The 22,943-nt window shown below is 63.6% G+C and carries 21 protein-coding genes and 4 pseudogenes; 13 read left to right on the top strand and 12 right to left on the bottom strand.

Annotated features, from left to right (window positions below):
• Positions 1-226 precede the first annotated feature (226 nt).
• Positions 227-1,282 carry a serine hydrolase gene (locus tag HAP41_RS21125; RefSeq protein ID WP_166097166.1) on the top strand — a complete coding sequence of 352 codons (1,056 nt, stop codon included), beginning with the start codon at positions 227-229 and terminating at the stop codon, positions 1,280-1,282.
• A 69-nt stretch (positions 1,283-1,351) separates the two neighbouring features.
• Here HAP41_RS21125 and HAP41_RS21120 read toward each other — a convergent pair whose 3' ends face one another.
• Entirely contained in the window at positions 1,352-2,188 is an 837-nt protein-coding gene (locus HAP41_RS21120) for an outer membrane protein (RefSeq protein WP_166097167.1), read from the bottom strand.
• Between the two features lie 278 nt (positions 2,189-2,466).
• Positions 2,467-3,171: an SDR family oxidoreductase gene (locus HAP41_RS21115; protein ID WP_166097168.1), complete on the bottom strand. Its 705-nt coding sequence runs from the start codon at positions 3,169-3,171 to the stop codon at positions 2,467-2,469.
• A 100-nt stretch (positions 3,172-3,271) separates the two neighbouring features.
• On the opposite strand from HAP41_RS21115, the gene HAP41_RS21110 reads away from it, so the two are divergent.
• Positions 3,272-4,114 (top strand): GNAT family N-acetyltransferase, encoded by an 843-nt coding sequence (locus tag HAP41_RS21110; protein ID WP_166097169.1) that lies wholly within the window; start codon positions 3,272-3,274, stop codon positions 4,112-4,114.
• A 19-nt stretch (positions 4,115-4,133) separates the two neighbouring features.
• Here the strand turns inward: HAP41_RS21110 and HAP41_RS21105 are convergent, their stop codons facing one another.
• Positions 4,134-4,583, bottom strand: a complete 450-nt coding sequence (locus HAP41_RS21105; RefSeq protein ID WP_166097170.1) for a hypothetical protein — start codon at positions 4,581-4,583, stop codon at positions 4,134-4,136.
• A gap of 515 nt (positions 4,584-5,098) precedes the next feature.
• Between HAP41_RS21105 and HAP41_RS21100 the strand changes: the two genes are divergently transcribed.
• Complete coding sequence (locus tag HAP41_RS21100) at positions 5,099-6,952, top strand: alkaline phosphatase family protein (RefSeq protein WP_166097171.1); 1,854 nt, start codon at positions 5,099-5,101, stop codon at positions 6,950-6,952.
• A gap of 73 nt (positions 6,953-7,025) precedes the next feature.
• Here the strand turns inward: HAP41_RS21100 and HAP41_RS21095 are convergent.
• Positions 7,026-7,861, bottom strand: a pseudogene (locus tag HAP41_RS21095) (IS5 family transposase).
• 423 nt (positions 7,862-8,284) lie between these two features.
• Here HAP41_RS21095 and HAP41_RS21090 point away from each other — a divergent pair.
• Together HAP41_RS21090 and HAP41_RS21085 are read left to right on the top strand one after the other, a co-directional pair.
• Positions 8,285-9,628, top strand: a complete 1,344-nt coding sequence (locus HAP41_RS21090; RefSeq protein WP_166097172.1) for an IS1380 family transposase — start codon at positions 8,285-8,287, stop codon at positions 9,626-9,628.
• 253 nt (positions 9,629-9,881) lie between these two features.
• Positions 9,882-10,717: pseudogene (locus HAP41_RS21085) on the top strand (IS5 family transposase).
• A 34-nt stretch (positions 10,718-10,751) separates the two neighbouring features.
• On the opposite strand, the pseudogene HAP41_RS21080 reads toward HAP41_RS21085, so the two are convergent.
• A pseudogene (locus tag HAP41_RS21080) lies at positions 10,752-11,325 on the bottom strand (hypothetical protein).
• 392 nt (positions 11,326-11,717) lie between these two features.
• Between HAP41_RS21080 and HAP41_RS21075 the strand changes: the two are divergent.
• Complete coding sequence (locus HAP41_RS21075; RefSeq protein ID WP_014494579.1) at positions 11,718-12,377, top strand: peroxiredoxin; 660 nt, start codon at positions 11,718-11,720, stop codon at positions 12,375-12,377.
• 165 nt (positions 12,378-12,542) lie between these two features.
• Here HAP41_RS21075 and HAP41_RS21070 read toward each other — a convergent pair whose 3' ends face one another.
• Positions 12,543-14,273 carry a methyl-accepting chemotaxis protein gene (locus HAP41_RS21070; RefSeq protein ID WP_166097173.1) on the bottom strand — a complete coding sequence of 577 codons (1,731 nt, stop codon included), beginning with the start codon at positions 14,271-14,273 and terminating at the stop codon, positions 12,543-12,545.
• 169 nt (positions 14,274-14,442) lie between these two features.
• Here HAP41_RS21070 and HAP41_RS21065 point away from each other — a divergent pair, with 169 nt between their 5' ends.
• Positions 14,443-15,834, top strand: coding sequence for a cryptochrome/photolyase family protein (locus HAP41_RS21065; protein WP_248577236.1), 1,392 nt, complete (start codon positions 14,443-14,445; stop codon positions 15,832-15,834).
• Positions 15,835-15,900: 66 nt separating this feature from the next.
• The gene (locus HAP41_RS21060; protein WP_071912924.1) at positions 15,901-16,221 is read left to right on the top strand and encodes a histone; all 321 of its coding nucleotides are present in this window, start codon (positions 15,901-15,903) and stop codon (positions 16,219-16,221) included.
• Between the two features lie 56 nt (positions 16,222-16,277).
• Here HAP41_RS21060 and HAP41_RS21055 read toward each other — a convergent pair whose 3' ends face one another.
• From HAP41_RS21055 to HAP41_RS21045, 3 genes are all read right to left on the bottom strand, one after another.
• Positions 16,278-17,024: a hypothetical protein gene (locus tag HAP41_RS21055; protein ID WP_063982651.1), complete on the bottom strand. Its 747-nt coding sequence runs from the start codon at positions 17,022-17,024 to the stop codon at positions 16,278-16,280.
• A gap of 97 nt (positions 17,025-17,121) precedes the next feature.
• A complete protein-coding gene (locus HAP41_RS21050; protein WP_028153619.1) occupies positions 17,122-17,994 on the bottom strand; it encodes a DMT family transporter in 873 nt (290 codons plus the stop codon).
• Positions 17,995-18,092: 98 nt separating this feature from the next.
• On the bottom strand, positions 18,093-18,539 hold the full coding sequence (locus HAP41_RS21045; protein WP_063982650.1) for a hypothetical protein: 447 nt from the start codon (positions 18,537-18,539) through the stop codon (positions 18,093-18,095).
• A 291-nt stretch (positions 18,540-18,830) separates the two neighbouring features.
• Between HAP41_RS21045 and HAP41_RS21040 the strand changes: the two genes are divergently transcribed.
• Entirely contained in the window at positions 18,831-19,094 is a 264-nt protein-coding gene (locus HAP41_RS21040; protein WP_028153618.1) for a hypothetical protein, read from the top strand.
• A gap of 30 nt (positions 19,095-19,124) precedes the next feature.
• On the opposite strand, the gene HAP41_RS21035 is transcribed toward HAP41_RS21040, so the two are convergent.
• From HAP41_RS21035 to HAP41_RS21025, 3 genes and pseudogenes are all read right to left on the bottom strand, one after another.
• Positions 19,125-19,586 carry a host attachment protein gene (locus HAP41_RS21035; protein ID WP_166097174.1) on the bottom strand — a complete coding sequence of 154 codons (462 nt, stop codon included), beginning with the start codon at positions 19,584-19,586 and terminating at the stop codon, positions 19,125-19,127.
• A gap of 66 nt (positions 19,587-19,652) precedes the next feature.
• On the bottom strand, positions 19,653-19,823 hold the full coding sequence (locus HAP41_RS21030; RefSeq protein ID WP_166097175.1) for a hypothetical protein: 171 nt from the start codon (positions 19,821-19,823) through the stop codon (positions 19,653-19,655).
• Between the two features lie 75 nt (positions 19,824-19,898).
• Positions 19,899-20,734, bottom strand: a pseudogene (locus HAP41_RS21025) (IS5 family transposase).
• A gap of 101 nt (positions 20,735-20,835) precedes the next feature.
• On the opposite strand from HAP41_RS21025, the gene HAP41_RS21020 reads away from it, so the two are divergent.
• From HAP41_RS21020 to HAP41_RS21005, 4 genes are all read left to right on the top strand, one after another.
• A complete protein-coding gene (locus HAP41_RS21020) occupies positions 20,836-21,114 on the top strand; it encodes a hypothetical protein (protein ID WP_071912916.1) in 279 nt (92 codons plus the stop codon).
• 141 nt (positions 21,115-21,255) lie between these two features.
• Positions 21,256-21,474, top strand: coding sequence for a hypothetical protein (locus tag HAP41_RS21015; protein WP_224581018.1), 219 nt, complete (start codon positions 21,256-21,258; stop codon positions 21,472-21,474).
• Positions 21,475-21,620: 146 nt separating this feature from the next.
• Positions 21,621-22,586 (top strand): AraC family transcriptional regulator, encoded by a 966-nt coding sequence (locus HAP41_RS21010; RefSeq protein WP_166097176.1) that lies wholly within the window; start codon positions 21,621-21,623, stop codon positions 22,584-22,586.
• Positions 22,587-22,774: 188 nt separating this feature from the next.
• Positions 22,775-22,927 (top strand): hypothetical protein, encoded by a 153-nt coding sequence (locus HAP41_RS21005; RefSeq protein WP_166097177.1) that lies wholly within the window; start codon positions 22,775-22,777, stop codon positions 22,925-22,927.
• Positions 22,928-22,943: the final 16 nt, after the last annotated feature.

Below are 22,943 nucleotides of genomic sequence, written 5' to 3'. Positions count from 1 at the left end.
GCTAAGTATTTTTCCGCAAGCCCCGCCGGCGGAACCCACAACGCGCAATCGTGAATTGGGGCAGCCGGCCCTCCCCGTTAAAACAGACAGGGGGCGCATCGCATCATGCGTCAGAGCCGTGCCGTCTGTTGTCACCTCATCACACCTCACCCGGCGGTCCCTCGCGCGGGCTGCGCTGGTTCCCCTCGCGTTGGCCTGGCCGCGCCGCGCATCCGCGGATTCCGACATGATCGCGCAGATGCGCGACATCGTCGCCAACGAGCTGGCGCCGACCGCGACGCCGGACCAGCCGGGCGGCCTCGCCGCCGCGCTCTATGCCGGCCGCCATGTCGAGTTCTTCAACTACGGCTTCGCCGACGACGGCACGCGACGACCGGTCACACCGGACACACTGTTCAACCTTGGTTCGCTGCGCAAACCGTTCGAGGCGACGCTGGTGGCGCTGGGCTCGCTCCGGAGTGAATTGCGGCTCGACGACCGCCTGCCGAAATATCTGCCCGAGCTCACCGGAGACTATGTCCGCCGCGTCACCGTCGGCCAGCTCGCCACGCACACGTCGGGCATGCTGCTGTCGACCGACCATCCGCCCTGGCCGAACGACTCGTTCTCGCAGGCGCAGTTCATCGACATGTTCAACGCCTGGAAGCCGCAGGCCGGCGAAGCGCCCGGCAAGCAGCGCATCTACAGCCATGCCTGTTACGTGCTGCTTCAGCTCGTGCTCGAGCGCTGCTACGGCGCTCCGATCGCAACCCTGTTCGAACAGCGCATCCTTGGGCCGATCGGCATGAATGCGACCTCTCTGCCGGAGCGCGGCGAGGACAACCGCGCCGTCATGGACGTGGCCTGGATGCAGCGCGTCGTGCAAGGCTATTCGGATCAGGGCATGGCGATCGGCCCACCCGGCAACCAGCAGAGCTATTTCGACTTTCCCGGTGCCGGCCAGATGTTTTCGTCCGCGCGGGATCTCGCGACCTTCGTTGCGGCCTGCGTCGACGGCCGCTCGGTCGATCCGCATTTGCGCGAGGCGCTGCGGATGACGCAGCGCGAGACCTTCCGCGTCGACGACAAGTTCGGACAAGGCATCGCCTGGGAGACGGTCCACCTCCCCGACGCCACCATCGTCGACAAGCCCGGCGGCCTCAACAATGCCTCCGGCTATCTCGGCCTCGTCCCTATCAGGCAGATCGGCTTCGTCCTGCTCGCCAATCGCGGCGAATACCCGCACGAGATCGTTCGCTACAAGATCCTGCCCGCGCTGGCGAAGCTCGTCGCCTCGCACTGAACCCTCTCTCGCAACAGAAAGCCCCGGCAGAGCCGGGGCTTTCCGCGCCAGATCAGGAACGGGATGAGCTCAGTACCTGGCGACGACCGGTCCACCGAACTTGTAGTTCACGCCGACACGCACGATGTTCGACTTGAGATCGACCGAGTGGGTATAAACGTTGCTCGGAGACGGTGTGGTGCCTGCGAAGGTCATCAGATTGGTGCTGGTCGCCGAGACGCTGCCGAGATCGACATAGAGGTATTCGGCCTTGAGCGACCAGCCGCCGCCGAACGCATATTCGGTGCCGACGCCTGCGGTCCAGCCGACGCGGGTATCGCGGATCGTTCCGGATTCGGTCGCGCCACCGATGAACGTGTCGGTGAAGTTGAAATTACCCTTCACCTCGGCGATCGCTGCACCGCCTGTGCCGTAGATCAGCCAGGTCGGAGCCGCGAGGAAACCGATGCGACCGCGAATGGTGGCAAGCCAGTCGGCTGAGACCGATGAATTGACAGTGAAGGTGTCCGGCGCGCAGCAGGGATACAAGGCCGTGCCGGTCGCGCTGCCCTTGAAGCCGAAATAGTTGATGTCGCCTTCGAGGCCGAGCACGGCGTGGTTCATCTGCCAGTTGTAGCCCGCGGTGAAGCCGCCGGTCACGCTTGAGCTGTTGACGCCCTGGGCGCCGACCGCATTGATGGCGGGAACGCTGCTGGCGCCGAAATAGCCGGCCGGCGTCCAGATGGTCGAGGTGTTCAGATCGGCGCTGCCCCACTGCCCGCCGACATTGCCGCCGACGTAAAAGCCGGTCCAGTTGTAGGCCGGCGCCATCACCGGCGCCTTGGTATATTGCGCGGCGAGATCGGCGGCCTGCGCGGATGCGGTGCCGAGCACAATCGAAGCGACCGCCAGCAAAAACTTCTTCATTCCAGTCTCCATGCCCCACGCGATTGACCATCGCGTTTTCGATGCGCGCAGATGGGAGCCATCCGGCGCAGATCGGGAATAGGCGGAGCATGTCTGTTCGTCTCGGTCTGCGGCGCAGTTCGTATGGACTGTGACGTAGTCAGTGACTTATCGCGCAAGACCAGCGACGAGTGTGACCCGAGCGCCACGCATCGCCCCGCCGCAGCGGCGCGCGACGCAAGCCGCGCGTCGCGTTACGACAAGTGCACCGGAATGGCGGAGCGAAGCCGCGCGCCGACTCACACCGAGCGCGTCAGTCCGCCGTCGACGCGGATATTCTGGCCGGTGATGTAGGCGGCACCCTCGGAGGCCAGGAACGATACCGTCGCCGCGACCTCCTCGACCTTGCCGTAGCGCTTCATCGGCACGCTGTCGCGCCGCGCGTCCAGCTGCGGCAGGCTGTCGATCCAGCCCGGCAGCACGTTGTTCATGCGGATGTTGTCGGCGGCATGGGTGTCGGTGAAGATCTTCGTGAAGGCGGCAAGGCCTGCGCGGAACACCGCAGAGGTCGGAAACATCGCGCTCGGCTCGAACGCCCAGGCGGTCGAGATGTTGATGATGGCGCCGGCCTTCTGCGCCTGCATCACCGGCGTCACCAGCCGGGTCGGACGGATCACGTTGAGGAGATACGTGTCGAGGCCGGTGTGCCACTGCTCGTCGGTGATCTCCGTGATCGCCGCGCGCGGCCCGTGGCCGGCGCTGTTGACGAGCACGTCGATGCGTCCCCATTTGGCCATCGCTCCGTCGACGAGCCGCTTCAGATCATCGTTCGACTTGTTGGAGCCGGTGACGCCGAGGCCGCCGAGCTCGACGGCCAGCGCCTCGCCCTTGCCGGAGGACGACAGGATCGCGACGCGAAAGCCGTCGGCCGCGAGCCGCCGCGCAGCCCCTGCCCCCATGCCGCTGCCGCCAGCCGTGACAAGTGCGACCTTCTCTGCTGCCATGACCGATCATCCCTGTGTTGAGGCGAGCCCCGGGCCCGGCCTATCATGAGGCCTTCTACCGCCGGACCTGCCGCCAGGTCCACCGCCGAAGGCATCCGTCATGAGCGATCTGCAGATCCGCAATTTGCGCCCCGAGGAGATCGCCATCGCCGTCGACTGGGCCGCGGCCGAGGGCTGGAATCCGGGCCTCGGCGACGCCGCCTGTTTCGCCATCCCGGACGCGAAGGGCTTCTTCGTCGGCGAGATCGACGGCCAGCCGGTCGCAACAATCTCCTGCGTCAATTACGATGATCGCTTCGCCTTCCTCGGCTTCTACATCGTGCGCTCAGGCTTTCGCGGCGCGGGCCACGGACTGCGCATCTGGAACGCGGCGATCGCGCATGCAGGCGCCCGCGTGATCGGGCTCGATGGCGTCGTCGCGCAGCAGGACAATTACAAGAAGTCCGGCTTCCAGCTTGCCTACGCCAATATCCGGTATGGCGGCATCGTCGCCGCGCCGCCGAATCCACCCGCCGAAATCGTCGCGCTCGACAATGTCCCGTTCGCGCTCGTTGAAGCCGACGACGCGACCGTCTTCCCGGCCGCGCGCAGCACCTTCCTGCGCGCCTGGATCAACACATCAGGCCATCTCGGCGGCGCGCTGCTGCGCGATGGCAAGCTCGCCGCATGGGGGGTGATCCGGCCCTGCCGGACCGGCCACAAGATCGGCCCGCTCGTCGCCGACGACCGCGGAGCGGCGGAAGCGATCGTGCAGGCGCTGCTGGCGAGCGCAGGCGGCGGCGAAGTCTTCCTCGACGTCCCCGCGATCAATCGCGAGGCCATTGCGCTCGCGGAATCGCTCGGGCTCAAGCCGGTGTTCGAGACGGCGCGGATGTACACAGGGCCGATCCCGCCGCTGCGGATCGACCGCGTCTTCGGCGTGACCAGTTTTGAACTGGGCTAGCTGGGCGGGACGACGCCGCTCAGTAGCAGCGCATGATGTTGACCGTGTGCTCGGCGCCGCCGCGGCCGGGCACCGTCACCTGCTCCGTTGGGCAGCTCGGCACATAGGGCCGGTCGGACGGCACCACGTTCGGCGGGAAGCGATGGGTCCAGTCCCAGGGAACGTCGTACGTATAGGTGTAACGCACGTCGGTGGAGGTCGGCTGCCCGGCATCGACGAAAGGCTGGTTATAGCCTGCGTTGTCGTAGAACCCGCCGCCGCCCGGCCAATAGACCCAAGGCGTGTTGCGGCCGCGGAACCGGGCGCCAGGACCGATCTGCGGACGCGCGATCGCGCCGGAAGGCGCGCCGGCCATCCCGTGCGCGGCGGTGGCGGTGGCGCCGGGCCTAGCAAAACCGTCATTGGCAGAAAGGAGCAGCGCGGCTGCGCTGAGCGAGGCGAAGAGCGCCCCATATGATCTGGACATCATGATACGCACCAACTCGTTTGGCTTCGGCGGCTCCCCACCGCACGCTAGGCCGGGCCGTCACCCACCCGCAAACGTATAATTAATTGTTGGTTAAGGCACGGGATTAACAGGGAGCTTGGTGCGGCAAGTCGCCCGGGATTCTGTGCTGATTTCAGACACTTCGTTCCGGGGGTAGTCCTCATGACCCGTTGATCGGAGTTGATCGCGCTCGCCGAATTTGGCGGCGGCAATTTTGCTTGAAGTCGCCTCCTCCCCGAGCGCAGCGAAGCAATCCAGGGTCTTGCCGCGGAGGAATTCCGGATTGCTTCGGTGCCCTCGCAGTGACGGCGTCGAGGCGGCTGAGCGCAACAACTGCGATCTCGTGCCCGACAACGCCCCATCCGTGGGTGCCTGGTCACCTCCCCGTCACTTCTGCTTGCTCCTTGGGCCTTGTAACAAAACTGTCATGCAGCAAAACTAAACGATGGCCGGGGGCCGCGGTCGCGGCCATTGCCGCCTCACCGCAGGAGATTTCGATGCGCCGTTCACTGGTGTTGCTGTCCGCCGGACTGACAGTCTTGTCCACCGGACTTGCCTCCGCCCAGAACAACACGCCCCGCAACCTGATCCTCTTCATCCCCGATGGTCTGCGCGCACTGAAGGTGACGCCGGAAACCGCGCCGGCGATGGCCGAGGTCCGTGACAAGGGCGTCAATTTCAAGAACCCCCATTCGCTCTTCCCGACCTTCACCATGGCCAACGGCTCGGCGATGTCGACCGGCCATTATCTCGGCGACACCGGCGTGTTCTCCAACACGATCTGGACCAACTATACGTCCGTCCCCGCCGGCGACACCGTGGTCCCCTTCATCGAGAACGACGCCGTGCTCGGCGACATCGACGAGCATTTCAAGGGCGACTATCTCAACGAAGAGACGATTCTGAAGATGGCCCGCGACAAGGGCTTCAGCACCGCGGCGATCGGCAAGGTCGGTCCGACCTACCAGTTCGACCACACTGACAAGCTCGAAAAGGCCGGCCTGCATTCGGTCGTGTTCGACGACTCCACCGGCGGCAAGAACGGCGTGGCGCTGTCTGACGAGGTGAAGGACGCGCTGACCAAGGCCGGTCTGCCCCTCGCCACGCCGCCGCGCGGCGACAATTCCAAGGCGGGCGATGCCAAGACGCCCGGCACCGTCGTCGCCAACGTCGCGCAGCAGGCTTATTTCGCCGACGTCGCCGCCAAGGCCGTGCTGCCGATGTTCAAGGCGCGCAACAAGCCGTTCGTGCTGGTGTTCTGGTCGCGCGACCCTGACGGCACCCAGCACAACCAGGGCGACAGCCTCAACCAGATCAAGCCGGGCATCAACGGCCCGAGCACGATGGCGAGCATCAAGAACGCCGACAACAACCTCGCCCAGCTCCGCAAGGCGCTCGACGAGCTCGGGCTGGCCGCGAATACCAACATCATGATCCAGGCCGACCACGGCTTCTCGACCATCTCCAAGGAGAGCAAGACCAGCCCCTCGGCCAAGGTCAGCTATGACGACACGCCGAAGGACTTTTTGCCGATGGGCTTTTTGGCGATCGACCTTGCCAAGGCGCTCGACCTGCCGCTGTTCGACCCCAACGACAAGAACGCCGCCGTCACCGGCAACGCCCATCCGAAGGCCGGCAACGGCGTGCTCGGCAAGGATCCGACCAAGCCTGACCTCGTCATCGCCACCAATGGCGGCTCGGACCTGATCTACCTGCCGAACAAGGACAAGAAGCTGGCGGTCAAGACCGTCAAGGCGCTGCTCGAGCAGGATTACGTCTCCGGCCTGTTCGTGGACGACTCGCTCGGCCGCATCCCCGGTACCCTGCCGCTGTCGAGCATCAATCTGCGCGGCAAGTCGGCGACGCCAACGCCGGCGATCGTCGTCAATTTCCGCTCCTATGCCAGCGATTGTGGTGAGGCGCCGACCAACTGCTCGGTGCAGGTCGCCGACACCGTGCTGCGCCAGGGCCAGGGCATGCATGGCAGCTTCAGCCGCGGCGACACCATGAACTTCATGGCCGCGATCGGTCCGGACTTCAAAGCCGGCTATGTCAGCCAGATCCCGGTCAGCAATGCCGACGTCGGCATGACGGCCGCCCAGCTCATGGGCCTGCGCGGCCCGCAGAACGGCGGCCTTGTCGGCCGCGTGATGTCGGAGGCCCTGCCCAACGGCATCGTGCCGAAGGCCTATACCGGCACGCTGAAGTCCAAGCCCGCCGAGGGCGGCCTGGTGACCGTGCTGAACTTCCAGCGCGTCGGCAGCCAGCGCTATTTCGACGCCGCCGGTTTCCCGGGCCGCACGCTCGGGCTCGAGCCGGACGCCGGCAAACAAAAAACGGCGGGGAAATAACCCCGCCGCTGTCTGTCGCGCCTCGCAAGGGGCGCGACAGTCTTGTCTAACTCTTAGAGTCTGTCCGGAAAGATTACCTTGGATTGCATAGCTTTCGCAGCATGAGTCGGATGGAGGCCAGCTTGAGAAAGGCGAGCGCCCTGTGATTGAAGCATTCCCAATCTTTGGACAGTCTTCGGCATCGCCCGAGCCAGGCAAAGGTACGCTCGACGATCCAGCGTTTGGGCAAGACGACGAAACGGTGAGCCTGATCGGAGCGTTTGACGATTTCGAGGTTCACGCGCTTCAGAGCGCTACGCAGCCCCTTCTGGAAATGTGGCCCTTGATATCCGCCGTCGGCGTAGAGCTTCAGAAGAAAGGGATAGAGGCCGAACAACGTTGCCATCAGGAGCACGCCGCCGTCGCGATCCTGGATGTCCGCCGCATGCACGATGGCGTGCATCAAGAGGCCTTGCGTGTCGACGAGAATGTGCCGCTTCTTGCCCTTGATCTTCTTGCCCGCGTCGTAGCCATGGAGATCATGAGGCCCCCTTTTTCAGCGCTTTTCACGCTCTGGCTATCGATGATGGCGGCGGTGGGAGAAGCCTCGCGCTCGGCCCTTTCGCGACATTCGACATAGAGGGCGTGATGAATTTTATCGAGCGTGCCGTTCCAGCTCCACAGATCGAAGTAGCCATACAGCGTCGAGCGCGGCGGCAGGTCCTTGGGGATCGCGCGCCACTGGCAACCTGTGCTCAGGATGTACATCAGCCCGTTGGCAATCTCGCGCAGGTCCACCGTACGCTTGTTGCCGCCGCGCTTGGCCGGCGGGATGCGAGGCGCGATCAGCGCCCACTCCTCGTCGGTCAAGTCGCTCGGATAGCGCAGGCGGCTGCGGTCGTAGCGTGCACGGTTCTCGGTAGTCCACATTGGCGGCGCGTCCCCATCGAATCAGGCCGCTCACCTTGAATCACAACCGATTCATTCGACTCAACATGTTTTGGAACAGACACTAAGATTTTCAAGCGACTGGCGGTCGCCAAGTCTTGCGTAGCCATCCACGATTAACTCGATTGCAATCGACATAACGCTACCTCAAAATTGTATTTCGGATTTGCAATATGACAGCCTAGCGGGCAATGAGGTTGAAGTAAATCGATAATGGAACCTTCGCAAGTGCGCTAGGTCAAGCCTAATCGGCAGCCACGTTGAAAGCGCGCAGAGGTTCTAACCCGTCTTATTCGTCAGAGGGCGCCTGAGAGGCTGGCGAGCGTGGTGTAAAGCGCTGATGCGGCGTAGGATTCGGTTGCAAAGCCAACCCCATCACCTTCAGCCGCGAACACCACGCCCGCCATGACCGACGATACGATTCTGCCCTTCTCGTTTCCAGCCGTTCACGCCAAGAAAGTCACAGCTGCCTTCGATGGCGGTCGGCTGACCTCGAACGGGGGCGTGATGCTTCTGGCGATGGCCGAGCGGCGTCTCGGCTTGGCCGACAATTTGGCCCGGGTGTTCCCGGATCGGCGCGATCCGACGCGGGTCGTGCACAGCCTGGTCGATATGTTCCGCGCGCGCATGTTCGCGATCTGCTGCGGCTACGAGGACGCCGACGACCTCGATCATCTGCGGTCCGATCCCGCATTCAAGCTGGCCTGCGGACGGCTGCCGGACACGGGTCGCGATCTGTGTTCCCAACCGACGCTGTCGCGCCTGGAGAATGCTCCGCGCCTGCGCGACGTGATCCGACTGACCTACACTTTGGTCGACGCATGGATGGATAGCTACCCGCGCGAGCCGGCATCCGTCACGCTCGACATCGATGATACCTGCGATGTCGTCCACGGCCATCAGCAGCTCTCGCTGTTCAACGCTCATTATGACGAACGCTGCTTCCTGCCGATCCACGTCTACGACACGGAGAAGAGCCGGCCCGTGGCGGTCGTGCTGCGGCCCGGCAAGACGCCGGGCGGCGTCGAGGTGCGTGCCCATCTGCGCCGCCTGGTACGGCATATCCGGACGCGGTGGCACAACACGCGAATTACGTTCCGTGGCGACGGGCACTATGCCCGGCCGGAGGCAATGGCGTGGTGCGAGACCAACGGCATCGACTACATCTTCGGTCTGTCCGGCACCAAGCCGCTCGCCAGAAAAGTCGACGCGGTCGCCGACGACATCCGCACGCGACGCGCCATCGAGAACCTGCCGGTTCTGCGCGGCTATACCGAGACGCGCCACAAGGCAAAGTCCTGGGATCGCGAACGACGCACCGTCGCCCGTATTGAGGCGACGATGCTCGGCCTCGACATCCGCTTCGTCGTCACCAGCCTCGATGTCGGCTCGGCCGAGTGGATCTACGACAGCCTGTATTGCGCGCGCGGCCAAGCCGAGAATCTGATCAAGCTGCATAAGACGCAGCTCGCCTCCGATCGCACCAGTTGCCGTTCGGCGCTCGCCAATCAAGTCCGCCTCGTTCTCCATACCGCCGCTTATTGGCTGATGCTGACCGTGCGCGGCGCCATTCCCAAAGTCCGGGAATTGGCCGCCGCCGAGTTCGCGACGCTGCGTCTTCGTCTCTTGAAAATCGCAGCCCGGGTCGTCGAAACCGCGAGCCGCATTCGCCTTGCGTTCGCCGCGGCATGCCCCGAAGCCGACCTCTTCCGCAGCTTGCCCGGCGCGCTGCTGCCGCTCGGTCCTTGACCGGTGGGGCGTCCGCCCGCGTTCACCCAACCCATCCCTCAAGCGCGTTGCAAAGTACCGGTCGTCAGGCGGTGAAAAGCCGAAGGCAATCCTGTGCGCCTCGTCAGCGGAGGTGTGCGGATGCACCAGTCGGACCAAAATACCGCGCTCTCACGAATAGGGCGGGCTAAGTGTCTGTTCCAAAACATGTTGAGTCGAATGAATCGGTTGTGATTCAAGGTGAGCGGCCTGATTCGATGGGGACGCGCCGCCAATGTGGACTACCGAGAACCGTGCACGCTACGACCGCAGCCGCCTGCGCTATCCGAGCGACTTGACCGACGAGGAGTGGGCGCTGATCGCGCCTCGCATCCCGCCGGCCAAGCGCGGCGGCAACAAGCGTACGGTGGACCTGCGCGAGATTGCCAACGGGCTGATGTACATCCTGAGCACAGGTTGCCAGTGGCGCGCGATCCCCAAGGACCTGCCGCCGCGCTCGACGCTGTATGGCTACTTCGATCTGTGGAGCTGGAACGGCACGCTCGATAAAATTCATCACGCCCTCTATGTCGAATGTCGCGAAAGGGCCGAGCGCGAGGCTTCTCCCACCGCCGCCATCATCGATAGCCAGAGCGTGAAAAGCGCTGAAAAAGGGGGCCTCATGATCTCCATGGCTACGACGCGGGCAAGAAGATCAAGGGCAAGAAGCGGCACATTCTCGTCGACACGCAAGGCCTCTTGATGCACGCCATCGTGCATGCGGCGGACATCCAGGATCGCGACGGCGGCGTGCTCCTGATGGCAACGTTGTTCGGCCTCTATCCCTTTCTTCTGAAGCTCTACGCCGACGGCGGATATCAAGGGCCACATTTCCAGAAGGGGCTGCGTAGCGCTCTGAAGCGCGTGAACCTCGAAATCGTCAAACGCTCCGATCAGGCTCACCGTTTCGTCGTCTTGCCCAAACGCTGGATCGTCGAGCGTACCTTTGCCTGGCTCGGGCGATGCCGAAGACTGTCCAAAGATTGGGAATGCTTCAATCACAGGGCGCTCGCCTTTCTCAAGCTGGCCTCCATCCGACTCATGCTGCGAAAGCTATGCAATCCAAGGTAATCTTTCCGGACAGACTCTTACATTCCCAGATCTTTTACATGCCGATGTCGAATACGTTCGGCAATTGGCCCGCCAAAGGCAGCGCAGTGGCGCCCAGGAAGGTCGCCACCATCGCCATCAGGCGACGGTTGTTCTGGCGCTTGCCGCGCATCTGTCCGGCGATCCACTCCAGCATCTCGCTGTTGACCTTGGCGGCGTAGGACGGCGCCCAGCTCTCGATCTCGGACTCTGCCGACAGCGCGACGCTGCGCGGCGGCACCTTCAGGCCCGAGGCGCTCGCGGCGTTAATGGGCAACGGCCTTGGCGAGCAGGTCGTCGAACCGGCCGCCATCGGTGCGCTCGGTCGCGGCTTCATTGATCTCGAACAGCGCCTCGGCTTCGGCGCGGCTGACCGGCTGGTCGTTGACGGCCGTGGCGGTCAGGATGCGCGCGCACCAGGCGGTGTCATCGGCATCGAGCGAGCGGGAAAAGTGGACCCGGCCCTTGGTGGTCGGGCCTTCGCCCGTGATCACGCCGTCGCGCACGACGGTCAATGCATGAGCCGCGGTATCGCGGCAGGACGGTTCGAGGGACGGCGACTCAACAGACTTATGCGCAGCGGCAGACATAGTTCACTTCCAGATTTCTTCTGATCGACCAGCATTTTCATGCGGGCGTAAAGGGGTGGTTAATGATTCGATATGGGGATCGCGACTTTTCTCAATGGTTGCCGATTAGTCGCTACGAGGACCATTTCGGTTCCGGAGGCGTCGGGGCGAGCGTGATGCGGGTCATAAAAGGCTTTATCGCGGCAATCGAGACCGTGCAGCCCCGGTGGAGATGTTTCGCCGCAGGCGCCGCTGTAACAGAAAGGTGCTAGAAAAGCGGCTCTTCAAAGAAGGAATTCACATTTTACTTGAAGCGGTTCACTTGACGTTCACTTGGGGTCGCGGAGACCCTATACTGACCGCGACGACCAAAGATAGATTACCAAGTAAATTCAATGAGATGAGGTAGAACCATGACACTTCCGATCGGCACCACCGCGCCCGACTTCGAAGCCGAGACCACCGAAGGGAAGATCAAGTTCCACGACTGGATCGGCAATAGCTGGGCCCTCCTGTTCTCCCACCCCAAGGACTTCACGCCGGTTTGTACGACCGAGCTCGGCGCGCTTGCCAAGCTGAAGCCGGAATTCGACAAGCGCGGCGTCAAGCTGATGGGCCTTTCGGTCGATCCGGTCGACCGCCATTCCAAATGGTCGGAGGACATCAAGGAGACCCAAGGCGCCGCCCCCAACTACCCGATGATCGGCGACACCGACTTCAACGTCTCGAAACTCTACGAGATGCTGCCGGCCTCGACCTCGGGCGATCCCCTCACCCGCACGCCGGCCGACAACCAGACCGTCCGCAACGTCTTCATCATCGGGCCGGACAAGAAGATCAAGCTGGTGCTGGTCTATCCGATGACCACAGGCCGGAATTTTCAGGAGATCCTCCGCGTCATCGACTCGCTCCAGCTGACCGCCAAGCATCGCGTTGCGACGCCGGCCGACTGGACGCAGGGCGAGGACGTCATCATCGCCGGCTCGGTTTCCAACGACGAGGCGAAGACGATCTATCCGCAGGGCTGGAAGGAACCGAAGCCCTACATCCGCATCGTGCCGCAGCCGAAGTGACTTTTGGCGATCGCGGATAGCGACCGCAAAAAGTCATCCCGCGGCGCTACGTCAGCATCGAACTCTGGTGCGCAATTGCGCACCTGAGGATCTCGAGATTCCCTGGTGCGCCATTGCGCGCCAGGGGTTCGGTCCTTCGGACCGCTCCGAAATGACTGAGTTGGATCAGGCCGCGTGCACGCGGTCTAGGAAGCCGTCGACCTCGGCCTTCAGATGCAGGCTCTCGCCTGACAGCGCCTGGGCAGAGGCAAACATCCGGCTGGAGGTCTCTCCCGTCTCGCTCGCGCCCTTGGCAGCGTGACGGACATTGACCGCGACATCGGCGGTGCCCGAGGCCGCAGCGCGAACGCTGGCCGCGATGTTGTGGGTGGCGCTCCTCTGCTGCTCGACCGCGGCCGAGATCGAGCCCGCGATGCCGCTGATGCGCTCGATGGTCTGGCCGATCGCCTTGATGGCGGTGACCGATTCCTCCGTTGCAAGCTGCATGCTGGCGATCTGGTTCGAGATCTCGTCCGTCGCCTTGGCGGTCTGGCCGGCGAGCGTCTTGACCTCCTGGGCCACCACCGCGAAGCCGCGACCGGCGTCCCCGGCGCGCGCGGCCTCGATGGTGGCGTTCAGCGCCAGAAGATTGGTCTGCTCGGCGATCGAGGTGATCAGCTTGACGACGTCGCCGATGCGCGCGCCCGCCTCCGAGAGCTGCGCCATGCGCTGGTCGGTGGCTTCGGCCTGCCGTACCGCCTCGGCGGAGATCTCGTTCGATTCCTGCACCCGGCGGGTGATCTCGGAGATCGACTGAGACAGTTCGTCGGAGGCCGAGGCCGCCGTGCGCACGTGCTCGGAGGCGTTCTCGGATGCGCCGGCCGACTGCGCCGACAGATCGGCGGTGGAGCGTGCGGTGTCGGTGAGTTGCCGCGCCACCCGCTCGAACTCACCGGAGGAGCTCAGCACCTTGTCGAGGATGCCGCCGACGCTGCCGCGGAACTGCTCGACGAAATTGCGCAGCTCCGCCTTGCGCTGCTCTGCCGCGGCAGCCGTGGCCGCGGTCTGCTCGCTGCGCAGGCGCGCCCGCTCCAGCGAGTTGCTCTTGAAGACGGCGACCGTGCGGGCGATCTCGCCGATCTCGTCGGCGCGATCCTCGCAATCGATCTCGACGTCGCTCTTGCCTTCGGCCAGCGCCGTCAGCGAGCGCGTGACCGAGGTGAGCGGCCTGGTGATACGGCGGACGACCAGCAAGGTGAGGACCAGCACCAGCAACGCCGCAATACCGGCCGCAATCGCCATGCTCTCGATGGCCTGGGTCAGCATGCTCTCGAACTGCGCCATGGGGATGCCGACATAGAGAATGCCGACGACCTTGCCGGTGGCATCCGCGACCGGGAAATAGGCGGTCATAAAGGTTTTGCCGAACAGCGTGGCCGGGCCCTTGTACGCCTCGCCGCGGCGCAGGACGGCCTGCCCGGGATGATCGGCGGCAAGCTGGGTCCCGACAGCGCGGTCGCCGTTCTCCTTCTTCACGTTGGTCGAGCGGCGGACGAACTGCCCGCTCGCATCATCGAACACGAACAGGGTCGCGTTGCCGCCGACATAGGACACCGCGCGATCGACGATGGCGTGATCCCTGAACTCCGGCATTTTGGGAATCTCGGCGCGCGCGACCCCGCCATCCCGCATCGTGATCTTCGCGTCGGGAACGACCTCGGCAAAAGCCAGGGCCAGCGTGCGCAAATTAACCTCGATGTCGCGCAGCGCGCGATCGTTGAAGGCGGAGGTGAGCGACCAGTAGCCGGCGCCGACCACAAGCGCCGTGTTCACGGCGATCAGCAGCACAGCGCACAGGACGGCCTTGGTACCCAGCTTGAATTGCGGCAAGAACTTTGCCGTCGCACGGTTGGACATGAATGGAACTACCCCCGGAATTCCTGCATATTCATGCAATCGGCTTACGACCGAATTAACGACGGTTCACACCGCCGCACGCGGCATGCTTGCCAAATTGTAAACGAGGCCTGCCCTGACCACGCCAAGCGCGCCGCCTGTCATCGCCTGGTTCCGCGATGACCTCCGCCTGTCCGACCATCCCGCCCTCCATGCTGCCGCCAAGATAGGCGCGCCGGTGATCTGCCTCTATGTGATGGATGAGATGGCCGGACGGCCGCCGGGCGGTGCTACGCGCTGGTGGCTGGCACAGTCGCTGCGGGCGCTCGGCGCCGAGATCGCCACGCGCGGCGGATCGCTGATCCTGCGCAAGGGGCCGGCGGCCAAGGTGATCCCCGAGGTGGCGCGGGAGAGCGGAGCCGCAATGGTCTACTGGAACGGGGTCGCGCAGGCGCCACATCAGTCCGTCGAGAAACAGCTCGAAGCGGCGCTGGCAAAGCTCGGCGTGGACTCGCAGAGCTTCCCTGGCGACTTGCTGGTGTCACCCTCGGCGATCCGCAACAAGGAGGGCCGCGGCCTTCGCGTCTTCACGCCGTTCTGGCGGCGGGTGCTGTCGCTGGGCGATCCGCCCAAGCCTCTGCCCGCACCGCGGGAGCTACGCCCTGCGCCGCAGCTCGCCAGCGACGCGCTGGAGAGCTGGACGCTCGAGCCGACAAAGCCCGACTGGGCTGGCGGCCTGCGCCAGACCTGGACGCCGGGAGAAGCCTCGGCCCGCGTACGCCTCCGCGACTTCCTCAAGCACGCCGCGCACATCTATGTCGGCGATCGCGACCGTCCGGATCGCGAGGGGACTTCAAGCCTGTCGCCTCATCTGAGGTTCGGCGAGCTCAGCCCGCGCCAAGTCTGGCACGCCGCGCGCTTTGCGGCAGCGGAGAATCCAGCGATCGGGCCCGGCGTCGAAAAGTTCCTGAGCGAGCTCGGCTGGCGCGAATTCTGCCGCCACCTCCTCCACGATCACCCGAGCCTTGCCACCGAAAACCTGCAAACGAATTTCGATGGCTTTCCCTGGAAGGGAGACAAGAAAGCGCTCGCCGCCTGGCAGCGCGGACGCACCGGCTATCCCATCGTCGATGCCGGCCTGCGCGAGCTCTGGCACACCGGCGTGATGCACAACCGGGTGCGGATGGTGGTGGCGTCCTTCCTGGTCAAGCATCTCCTGATCGACTGGCGCGACGGCGAGAGCTGGTTCTGGGACACGCTGGTCGATGCGGATGCCGGCAGCAATCCCGCCAACTGGCAATGGGTCGCCGGCTGCGGCGCCGACGCCGCACCCTATTTCCGCGTGTTCAATCCAACTCTCCAGGGCGAGAAGTTCGATCCTGATGGAGCCTATGTCCGGCGCTGGGTGCCCGAGCTGAAAGACGTGCCGGCCAAGCTGATCCACCAGCCCTGGCAGGCATCACCGATCGAGCTTGCGAGCGCGGGCGTCACGCTCGGCAAGACCTATCCGCAGCCGATCGTCGATCACGCGAAGGGGCGCGAGCGCGCGCTCGCCGCCTACGCAAAGATCCGCAAAGGTTGAGCGCTGCTTTGACTCGATTTTGAAACCCGCTATCGTCATCGCTCCATACAAACCGTGGGGGACGATATGGACGACGAGAAGCCGATCACCGAACAGGCGCTGGACACGATCACCACCGCCGTGGAAGCAACCAGCGAAGCCGCAGTCACCGCCGTCAAGAAGGTCAGGAAAGCCGCCAAGAAGGTCGCGAAGAAAGTAGCGCCGAAGAAGGCTTCCAAGAAGAAAGCCAAGAAGGCGACCAAGAAGGCATCCAAGAAATCTGCGAAGAAAGCTTCGAAGAAGGCTGCAAAGAAGTCGTCGAAGAAAGCGGCCAAAAAGGCTGCAAAGAAGGCCACCAGGAAGTCCGCGAAGAAGGCAGCCAAGTCGAAAAAGAAGGCCAAGCGCTGATCGCAGCGCTCGGGCAGGTCTCCAGGTGCGGGCGCGCCCGGAGACTGCTCCCGCCCCTACCCTCGCCGCTTGGCTGCGCGCCGGCCCGGGTGATGCTCGCCTTGCGGATCACGAAATTCGCTGCGATGGCCGCGCCGGTCCTCCTTGGCGAAGCGCCTCCGCTTCTCGGATGAGCCGAACTGCTTGATCACCTTCCGGCCGTTGACCTTCTTGATGACATAGCCGCCTTCCGTCATCGAGAACGGCGCCTTGAGCGACCCCATATGGTCGAACTTGGTGCCGCGGGGATGCTCGAACGGTTCGAACCAGGACGGATAGACGAAGTTCGACATCGGAAAGCCGTTGACGAGAAAAGACTCCTCTTCCACGGCGTCGCAGACCTCGTAGGCATATTGGGTGTGCCGAGTCTTGTCGGCCCACAGATTGGCCATGGGATCGAGCACCATCTCGAACAGTTCGTGCGAGGCCGCCAGGCTGACCGGATCGTCCTCGCCGAGTGCCTTCAGAAAGATCTTTGAGATCGGCTGGCCGCGGTGCGTCAGCTCGTGCCGCCCGAGGAAGTTCTTGTGGGTGGCGTCGTCAAAATAGAGCAGCTGCCAGTCCGTCGGCTTCGGGTTGCGGGTGACGTCGAGATCGATGGGATAACCCCAGACCGGCAGGAAATGCTCGTCGTAGCATTTCTGGAGCGCCGCCGTGAGCCTCCCCATCATCCGCTCGCTCATCATCTCCTCGGCGTAGTTGATGCAGGCAATCCGGACCGGCCTCAAGGACCTGCCGAGCAGTGCACGCCGTGCTTTTTTCATGGAAATCACCTTGCCAAAGGGAAGCTGAAATCAGTCCAGCCTAGCACGAGCGCGCGCCGCACGTCAGGGATGTATTCCGACGTACTGGCCTGCCTGCCTAGAAACGCCGGTTGACGACGAACACCGCCGCCGCGCACATCGCCATGCCGGCAATCGCCAGCGCATCGAGCTTCTCCCCGAACAGCAGATAGGCCATCAGCGCCGTGACGGCGGGCACCAGGTAGAACAGGCTCGCAACCGAGGTCGCGGCAGCGTGGCGGATCAGCCAGTACAACAGCCCGATCGATCCGATCGAGAGCGCCACGGCGAGCCAGGCAAGCGCGAGCACGAACTCCCGCGTCCAGTGCACCACGCGGTCCTCGAACAGGAAGGCGCCGACCGTGAAGAAGACGGTGACGGCGATATATTGCACGAGATTGCCGGCGCGCCAGTCGATGTGGTTGCAGTAGCGGCGCTGATAGAGCGTGCCGAGCGTGATGCTGATCAACGACACCACCGAGGCGAGCCAGCCGAGCCCCGCCTCGCCGGTCATCGGACGGCCGTGCAGGATCAGCGCTACACCGCCGAGGCCAAGCACCAGCCCCGCCCATTGCACCGGCGTCACGCGTTCGCCGAGCCAACGGTTGGCGATGGTCGAGGTCAGGATCGGCTGAAGGCCCGGAATCAGCGCGGAGAGCCCGGCCGGGATCGAATGCGCGATCGCAATCGCGGTGCCGCCGAGATAGAAGCCGTGGACGAGAATGCCGGCAACAGCGCTATGCGCGACGTCGACACGGTCCGGCCATTTCGGTCGCGCAATCGCTGCGATGATCGCCATCAGGCCGACCACGATCGCCATGCGAATGGCGAGATAGGTCAAGGGATCGGCGTTGTTGATGATGTATTTGGTGCCGATGAATCCGGTGCTCCAGAGCACGACGAACAGGATCGGTGCGGCGCGGGCGGTCAGGGCTTCTTGATTATGGTTCATTGCCGCCCTCATTGCCCGACCGGGGCCTATGCGGCAACGCGAATTTCCAAACGAGCGATGCTGCGCTGCGACGGTCAGCGGGAGCGCAGCTCAGCCGCTCACCATTCTTCCGGACAGGGATCGATGATCTTCCAGAGCTCGACACCGTTCTTGATCTTCTTCATGTCGGTGGTGAGCCCGCCATTGCGGCGGATCCAGTCCTTCACCGTGTTGGGGTAATAGGACATCAGGTCGGACGTCCCCTCCGCGCTGGTGACCTTGATGCCGAAGGTGAAGGCCTTGTCGTAATAGGCCTGATGGAAGCCGAGGCTGGCGCGCGGCGTCACGCAGATCTTGTTCATCGGCACCATGCCGAGCACCAGGGTGCAGGCCGAGTTGCAGATGCCGTCGATGATGACGCGCTCACCCTTCTCGCGGACGCGCTTGTACTTGGCCTTGTACTCCTCGACGTAGCCGCCGTGGTCACGGGTGATGTGCAGCTCGGCGCGCGCCGGCGTAGCGGCGGCGACGGAGAGCAACAGCAGGCTCAAAAGCGTGATGCGCATGGTGCGTGACGGCGAAAGCCTTCAGGAATGGACCGGCCTCGAAGGACCCCCAAAGGGCCGGCGACAGGATTCTTAAGCGAATTCTCTTTGGCCATACTTGTGTGGGGAATTCGTTAAGCATCCCGAAAAGGCCAAAAATGGGCAGCCTTCGACCCTGCTCCGGGCAATTCTGTCACACCCACCCGGGAATCGGCGGGATTGGCCCCGATTTCCAGGCGCCGGACGGGTGTCCCGGCGGCCCGAAATGGCTATAAACACCTGACCTATTCGCGCGGGTTCCGGAGAATCGAGATGAGCACGTTGAAGCTTGTAGCCGCGGTTGCTGCCCTGTCGGCCGCAATCCTCGCCCCCAGCCTTGCGGAGGCGCGGGGACACCACCGGTACCACCGCCACTACACCAACCCGCTGCCCTACCCGATCAGCTATCTGCACAATTACGGGCCCGGCATCACCCCCGGCACCTTCGCCTTCTACGACGGCCCGTCGAACAACCGCTGCTACCAGAGCTCGGCCACCTATATCGGCCAGGACGGCCGGCGGCACCCCTGCTTCTGAGGGGCGCTGGCGTATCCTCTGCGGGTGCCGCTATTTGGCGGCGCCCGACAGCAGCAATTGCTTCTCGATCTCGTAGACCGGCAGCTTGACGAGGTCCTTGCCGATCTCGCCCTGAAGCGCCTTGCGCACCACGACCGAATAATCGGCGCGGATCATACCGAGCGCGCGTGGTGAGGCTACCATGGTCAGGGCCGAGGTCTCGCCCGCGCTGACGGCGGCATCGAGCCGGCCGGCCAGGCTCCGCAGGAAGGCGCGCTCGGCCTCATCGTGCCAATCGGTCTGCTCGACCGAGCTGCGCGCGCCGCCGACGGCGGCGTTCAGCCGGCCCGGCGCATCGGTCCCTTGCGCGCTGGTCGAGGGATTGGGCTGCTCGTGCACCTCCCGGGTGTGGAGGTTCGGAAACATCTCGTCGCCGAGGTTTTCCAAAATGAGCGCCTTGCGCCCGTCGCACACGATCAGCCAGTCACCCTTGTCTAGTCTCATCTTGTCCATTGCACAGCTCCAGGCAATCTCGCGAGCCTGCTCTTCGAATTCCTCGAAGCGCTGGCTACGGCAAGACTAGGGATGAAGTCGTGCCGGCGAATTGCGCAGGATCAAAGATGAACGCAATGTCCTGCCAGGCAGCGCCAGTGCAAGCGCAGCATTGGTCACGCGCGCGAACCTGGGATAGTCTTGCGAAGCGAAGGTCAGGTCTGCGGCGAGCTTTGCTGAAGATTTGTTCATCAGCATTACATTTCGGTTCCGCCACAATTTGATCAGAACAACTTCGATATCCTGTATTGCGTAAGAGTCTGTCCGGAAAGATTACCTTGGATTGCATAGCTTTCGCAGCATGAGTCGGATGGAGGCCAGCTTGAGAAAGGCGAGCGCCCTGTGATTGAAGCATTCCCAATCTTTGGACAGTCTTCGGCATCGCCCGAGCCAGGCAAAGGTACGCTCGACGATCCAGCGTTTGGGCAAGACGACGAAACGGTGAGCCTGATCGGAGCGTTTGACGATTTCGAGGTTCACGCGCTTCAGAGCGCTACGCAGCCCCTTCTGGAAATGTGGCCCTTGATATCCGCCGTCGGCGTAGAGCTTCAGAAGAAAGGGATAGAGGCCGAACAACGTTGCCATCAGGAGCACGCCGCCGTCGCGATCCTGGATGTCCGCCGCATGCACGATGGCGTGCATCAAGAGGCCTTGCGTGTCGACGAGAATGTGCCGCTTCTTGCCCTTGATCTTCTTGCCCGCGTCGTAGCCATGGAGATCATGAGGCCCCCTTTTTCAGCGCTTTTCACGCTCTGGCTATCGATGATGGCGGCGGTGGGAGAAGCCTCGCGCTCGGCCCTTTCGCGACATTCGACATAGAGGGCGTGATGAATTTTATCGAGCGTGCCGTTCCAGCTCCACAGATCGAAGTAGCCATACAGCGTCGAGCGCGGCGGCAGGTCCTTGGGGATCGCGCGCCACTGGCAACCTGTGCTCAGGATGTACATCAGCCCGTTGGCAATCTCGCGCAGGTCCACCGTACGCTTGTTGCCGCCGCGCTTGGCCGGCGGGATGCGAGGCGCGATCAGCGCCCACTCCTCGTCGGTCAAGTCGCTCGGATAGCGCAGGCGGCTGCGGTCGTAGCGTGCACGGTTCTCGGTAGTCCACATTGGCGGCGCGTCCCCATCGAATCAGGCCGCTCACCTTGAATCACAACCGATTCATTCGACTCAACATGTTTTGGAACAGACACTAAGCAGAGGAAGACATCATGAATCTCAAGACTGGCCTCGTCGCCGCATCCCTGTTCGGTGCCATCATGGCATCACCGGCGGCGTCCGCCATGCCCATCGCGCCCGCACCTGCGACGCCGCAGGTCTCCGACGTCGAGCAGGTCCGCATGGTCTGCGACGCCTGGGGACGCTGTTTCTGGCGCCCGAACTATGATGGGTATTACGGCCCGCGGCCGTATTACGGGCCCCGATATTATGGGTATGGGCCACGCGCCTATGGGCCTCGCTATTACGGACCACGCTATCGCCGCTGGTGATTTCCAAAGGGGCCCTCTCGGGCCCCTTCGCTTTTGCGAGATCGCGCGTTGTGTCCATTCGCGTGCTCGCGGCTTGCGTGGAGCGATTCCAAAACTGATCTAGATCAAAGATGAAATTCGATGTGCCGTCATTCTGCGTCGATGGTGGATTTCATTGTTTTCCGATGCCCCCAGACGGGCATGAATGTGCAGACGCATCTCGAGAGGCAGCCAAGGCCTGACGAGCGGAGCCTTGACGAGCGGAGGCTTGAGGGGCGGCGGCTCGAGGGGCGGAGCTTCGAGTCCTTCGCCTGTCCCGCCTGCACGCGTCTCCATTTCATCGACCTCGCCTCAGGCCAACCGATGAACCGGGACCGTTGACGGTGACATCGACCCGCCGCGCCGCGTGGCATGATGTCCGCAATACTACGGCCCGGAATCCGGTTTACTGAATCATCCTGTTTCGCCATTGATTGCGATGTATCGATTTTCATTTAATTGTCACATTTCAGCATTCGGCCAGAAGCATGTTCTTCGACGCTCTCGCCCCCTCCTCCGCCCTCCAGTTGATCCGGTTTTCCGATGTCGACGCGTTTCGACCGGCCGAGTCGATGGAAGACGCCCGCAGCATTCCGCTCGACGTTGCCAACTTCGCCGCGGCGCGCGCGATCGTGAACCTGCCGGGATGCCGGATCATCGTGGCGAGGTCGTTTGCGCGGATTCTCGATACCGCCTATCGCGCACCGGGCGGCATGGTGATCCTGCCGATGACCGACGATCTGCGGGCCAGCTCGAGCGGGATCGAACTCGACTCGCGCGTTTTCATCGCCTTGCGCGGCAATCATCATTGTCATTTCGTCGAGCATCAGACCAATTACCACGCGCTGATCATGTTCTCCCCCGCGCTCAGGGATCGCGGCTGGTTCGATCGCGCCGATGCATTGTGGGTTCGCATCGCGGACCCCGTGGCGCATCTCTACGCGCGTCAGCTTGTTCTCGACATCTTGCGGACCGCGTCCGTAGAGCCGCACATGTTCGAAACCACAGAGGTCGCCGCGCATCTCCAGGAGGGTCTGCTGCTCGCCTTCGACGACCTGTTTCAAATCGACCCGTTGTCTGATCGCACCGCCCCGAATGCCGGCGCGCGATCGGCCAGGCTCGTGCAGCAGATCGACGATTACGTCTCGGCCTATCCGACCGCTCCGATCTATACGGCCAATCTCGCCGGCGAGTTGGGCGTTTCGGTCCGAACGCTCGGCGGCGCGGTGAGCAAGGTGCGCGGCATGAGCCTGCATCAATACATCCGCCTGAAGCGGCTGTGGGCCACACGCTCGCGGCTCCTGAAGGGCGGTGGCGCGACGGTCGCCACATGCGCACGCGCCCAGGGATTTCATCACCTCGGCGAGTTTGCCGCGGCGTACCGCGCGACCTTCCACGAGGCGCCCTCCGACACGCTGGCACGGGCCCGGCACACCTGCCGTTCCGCAAGCTGACATCACAGGCGCGACGCCGATGGCTTGCCTTGACCACGCGTCGGGGGGCTATGGAACAGGTTCCCTCGAACGAGGTTGTCAGGTCCGAGCAGTGCGCCGCCAGCCAGCCCCGGGGGCGCGCTGAGAAACCCCGCGCGCCCTACGCGCGGGGTTTTTCTCGCCGTCCATCAAGTGGTTCAGGGAAGAGAATGTCTATCAACCGCAACGTCCTGTTTCTGATCATCGGCGCTCTGGTCGTCACGGCAGCCGTGCTCGGCTACAATCTCTACCAGGCGGAGAAACAGCCCGACGGCGTGCAGATCAATGTCGGCCCCAATGGGCTGAAGATCCAGGGCAAGTAATGGGACCCGCGAATTG

The organism is Bradyrhizobium barranii subsp. apii (assembly GCF_011516635.5).
GTDB classification, from domain to species: domain Bacteria; phylum Pseudomonadota; class Alphaproteobacteria; order Rhizobiales; family Xanthobacteraceae; genus Bradyrhizobium; species Bradyrhizobium barranii.
This window is presented reverse-complemented; position numbering and strand designations above follow the sequence as displayed.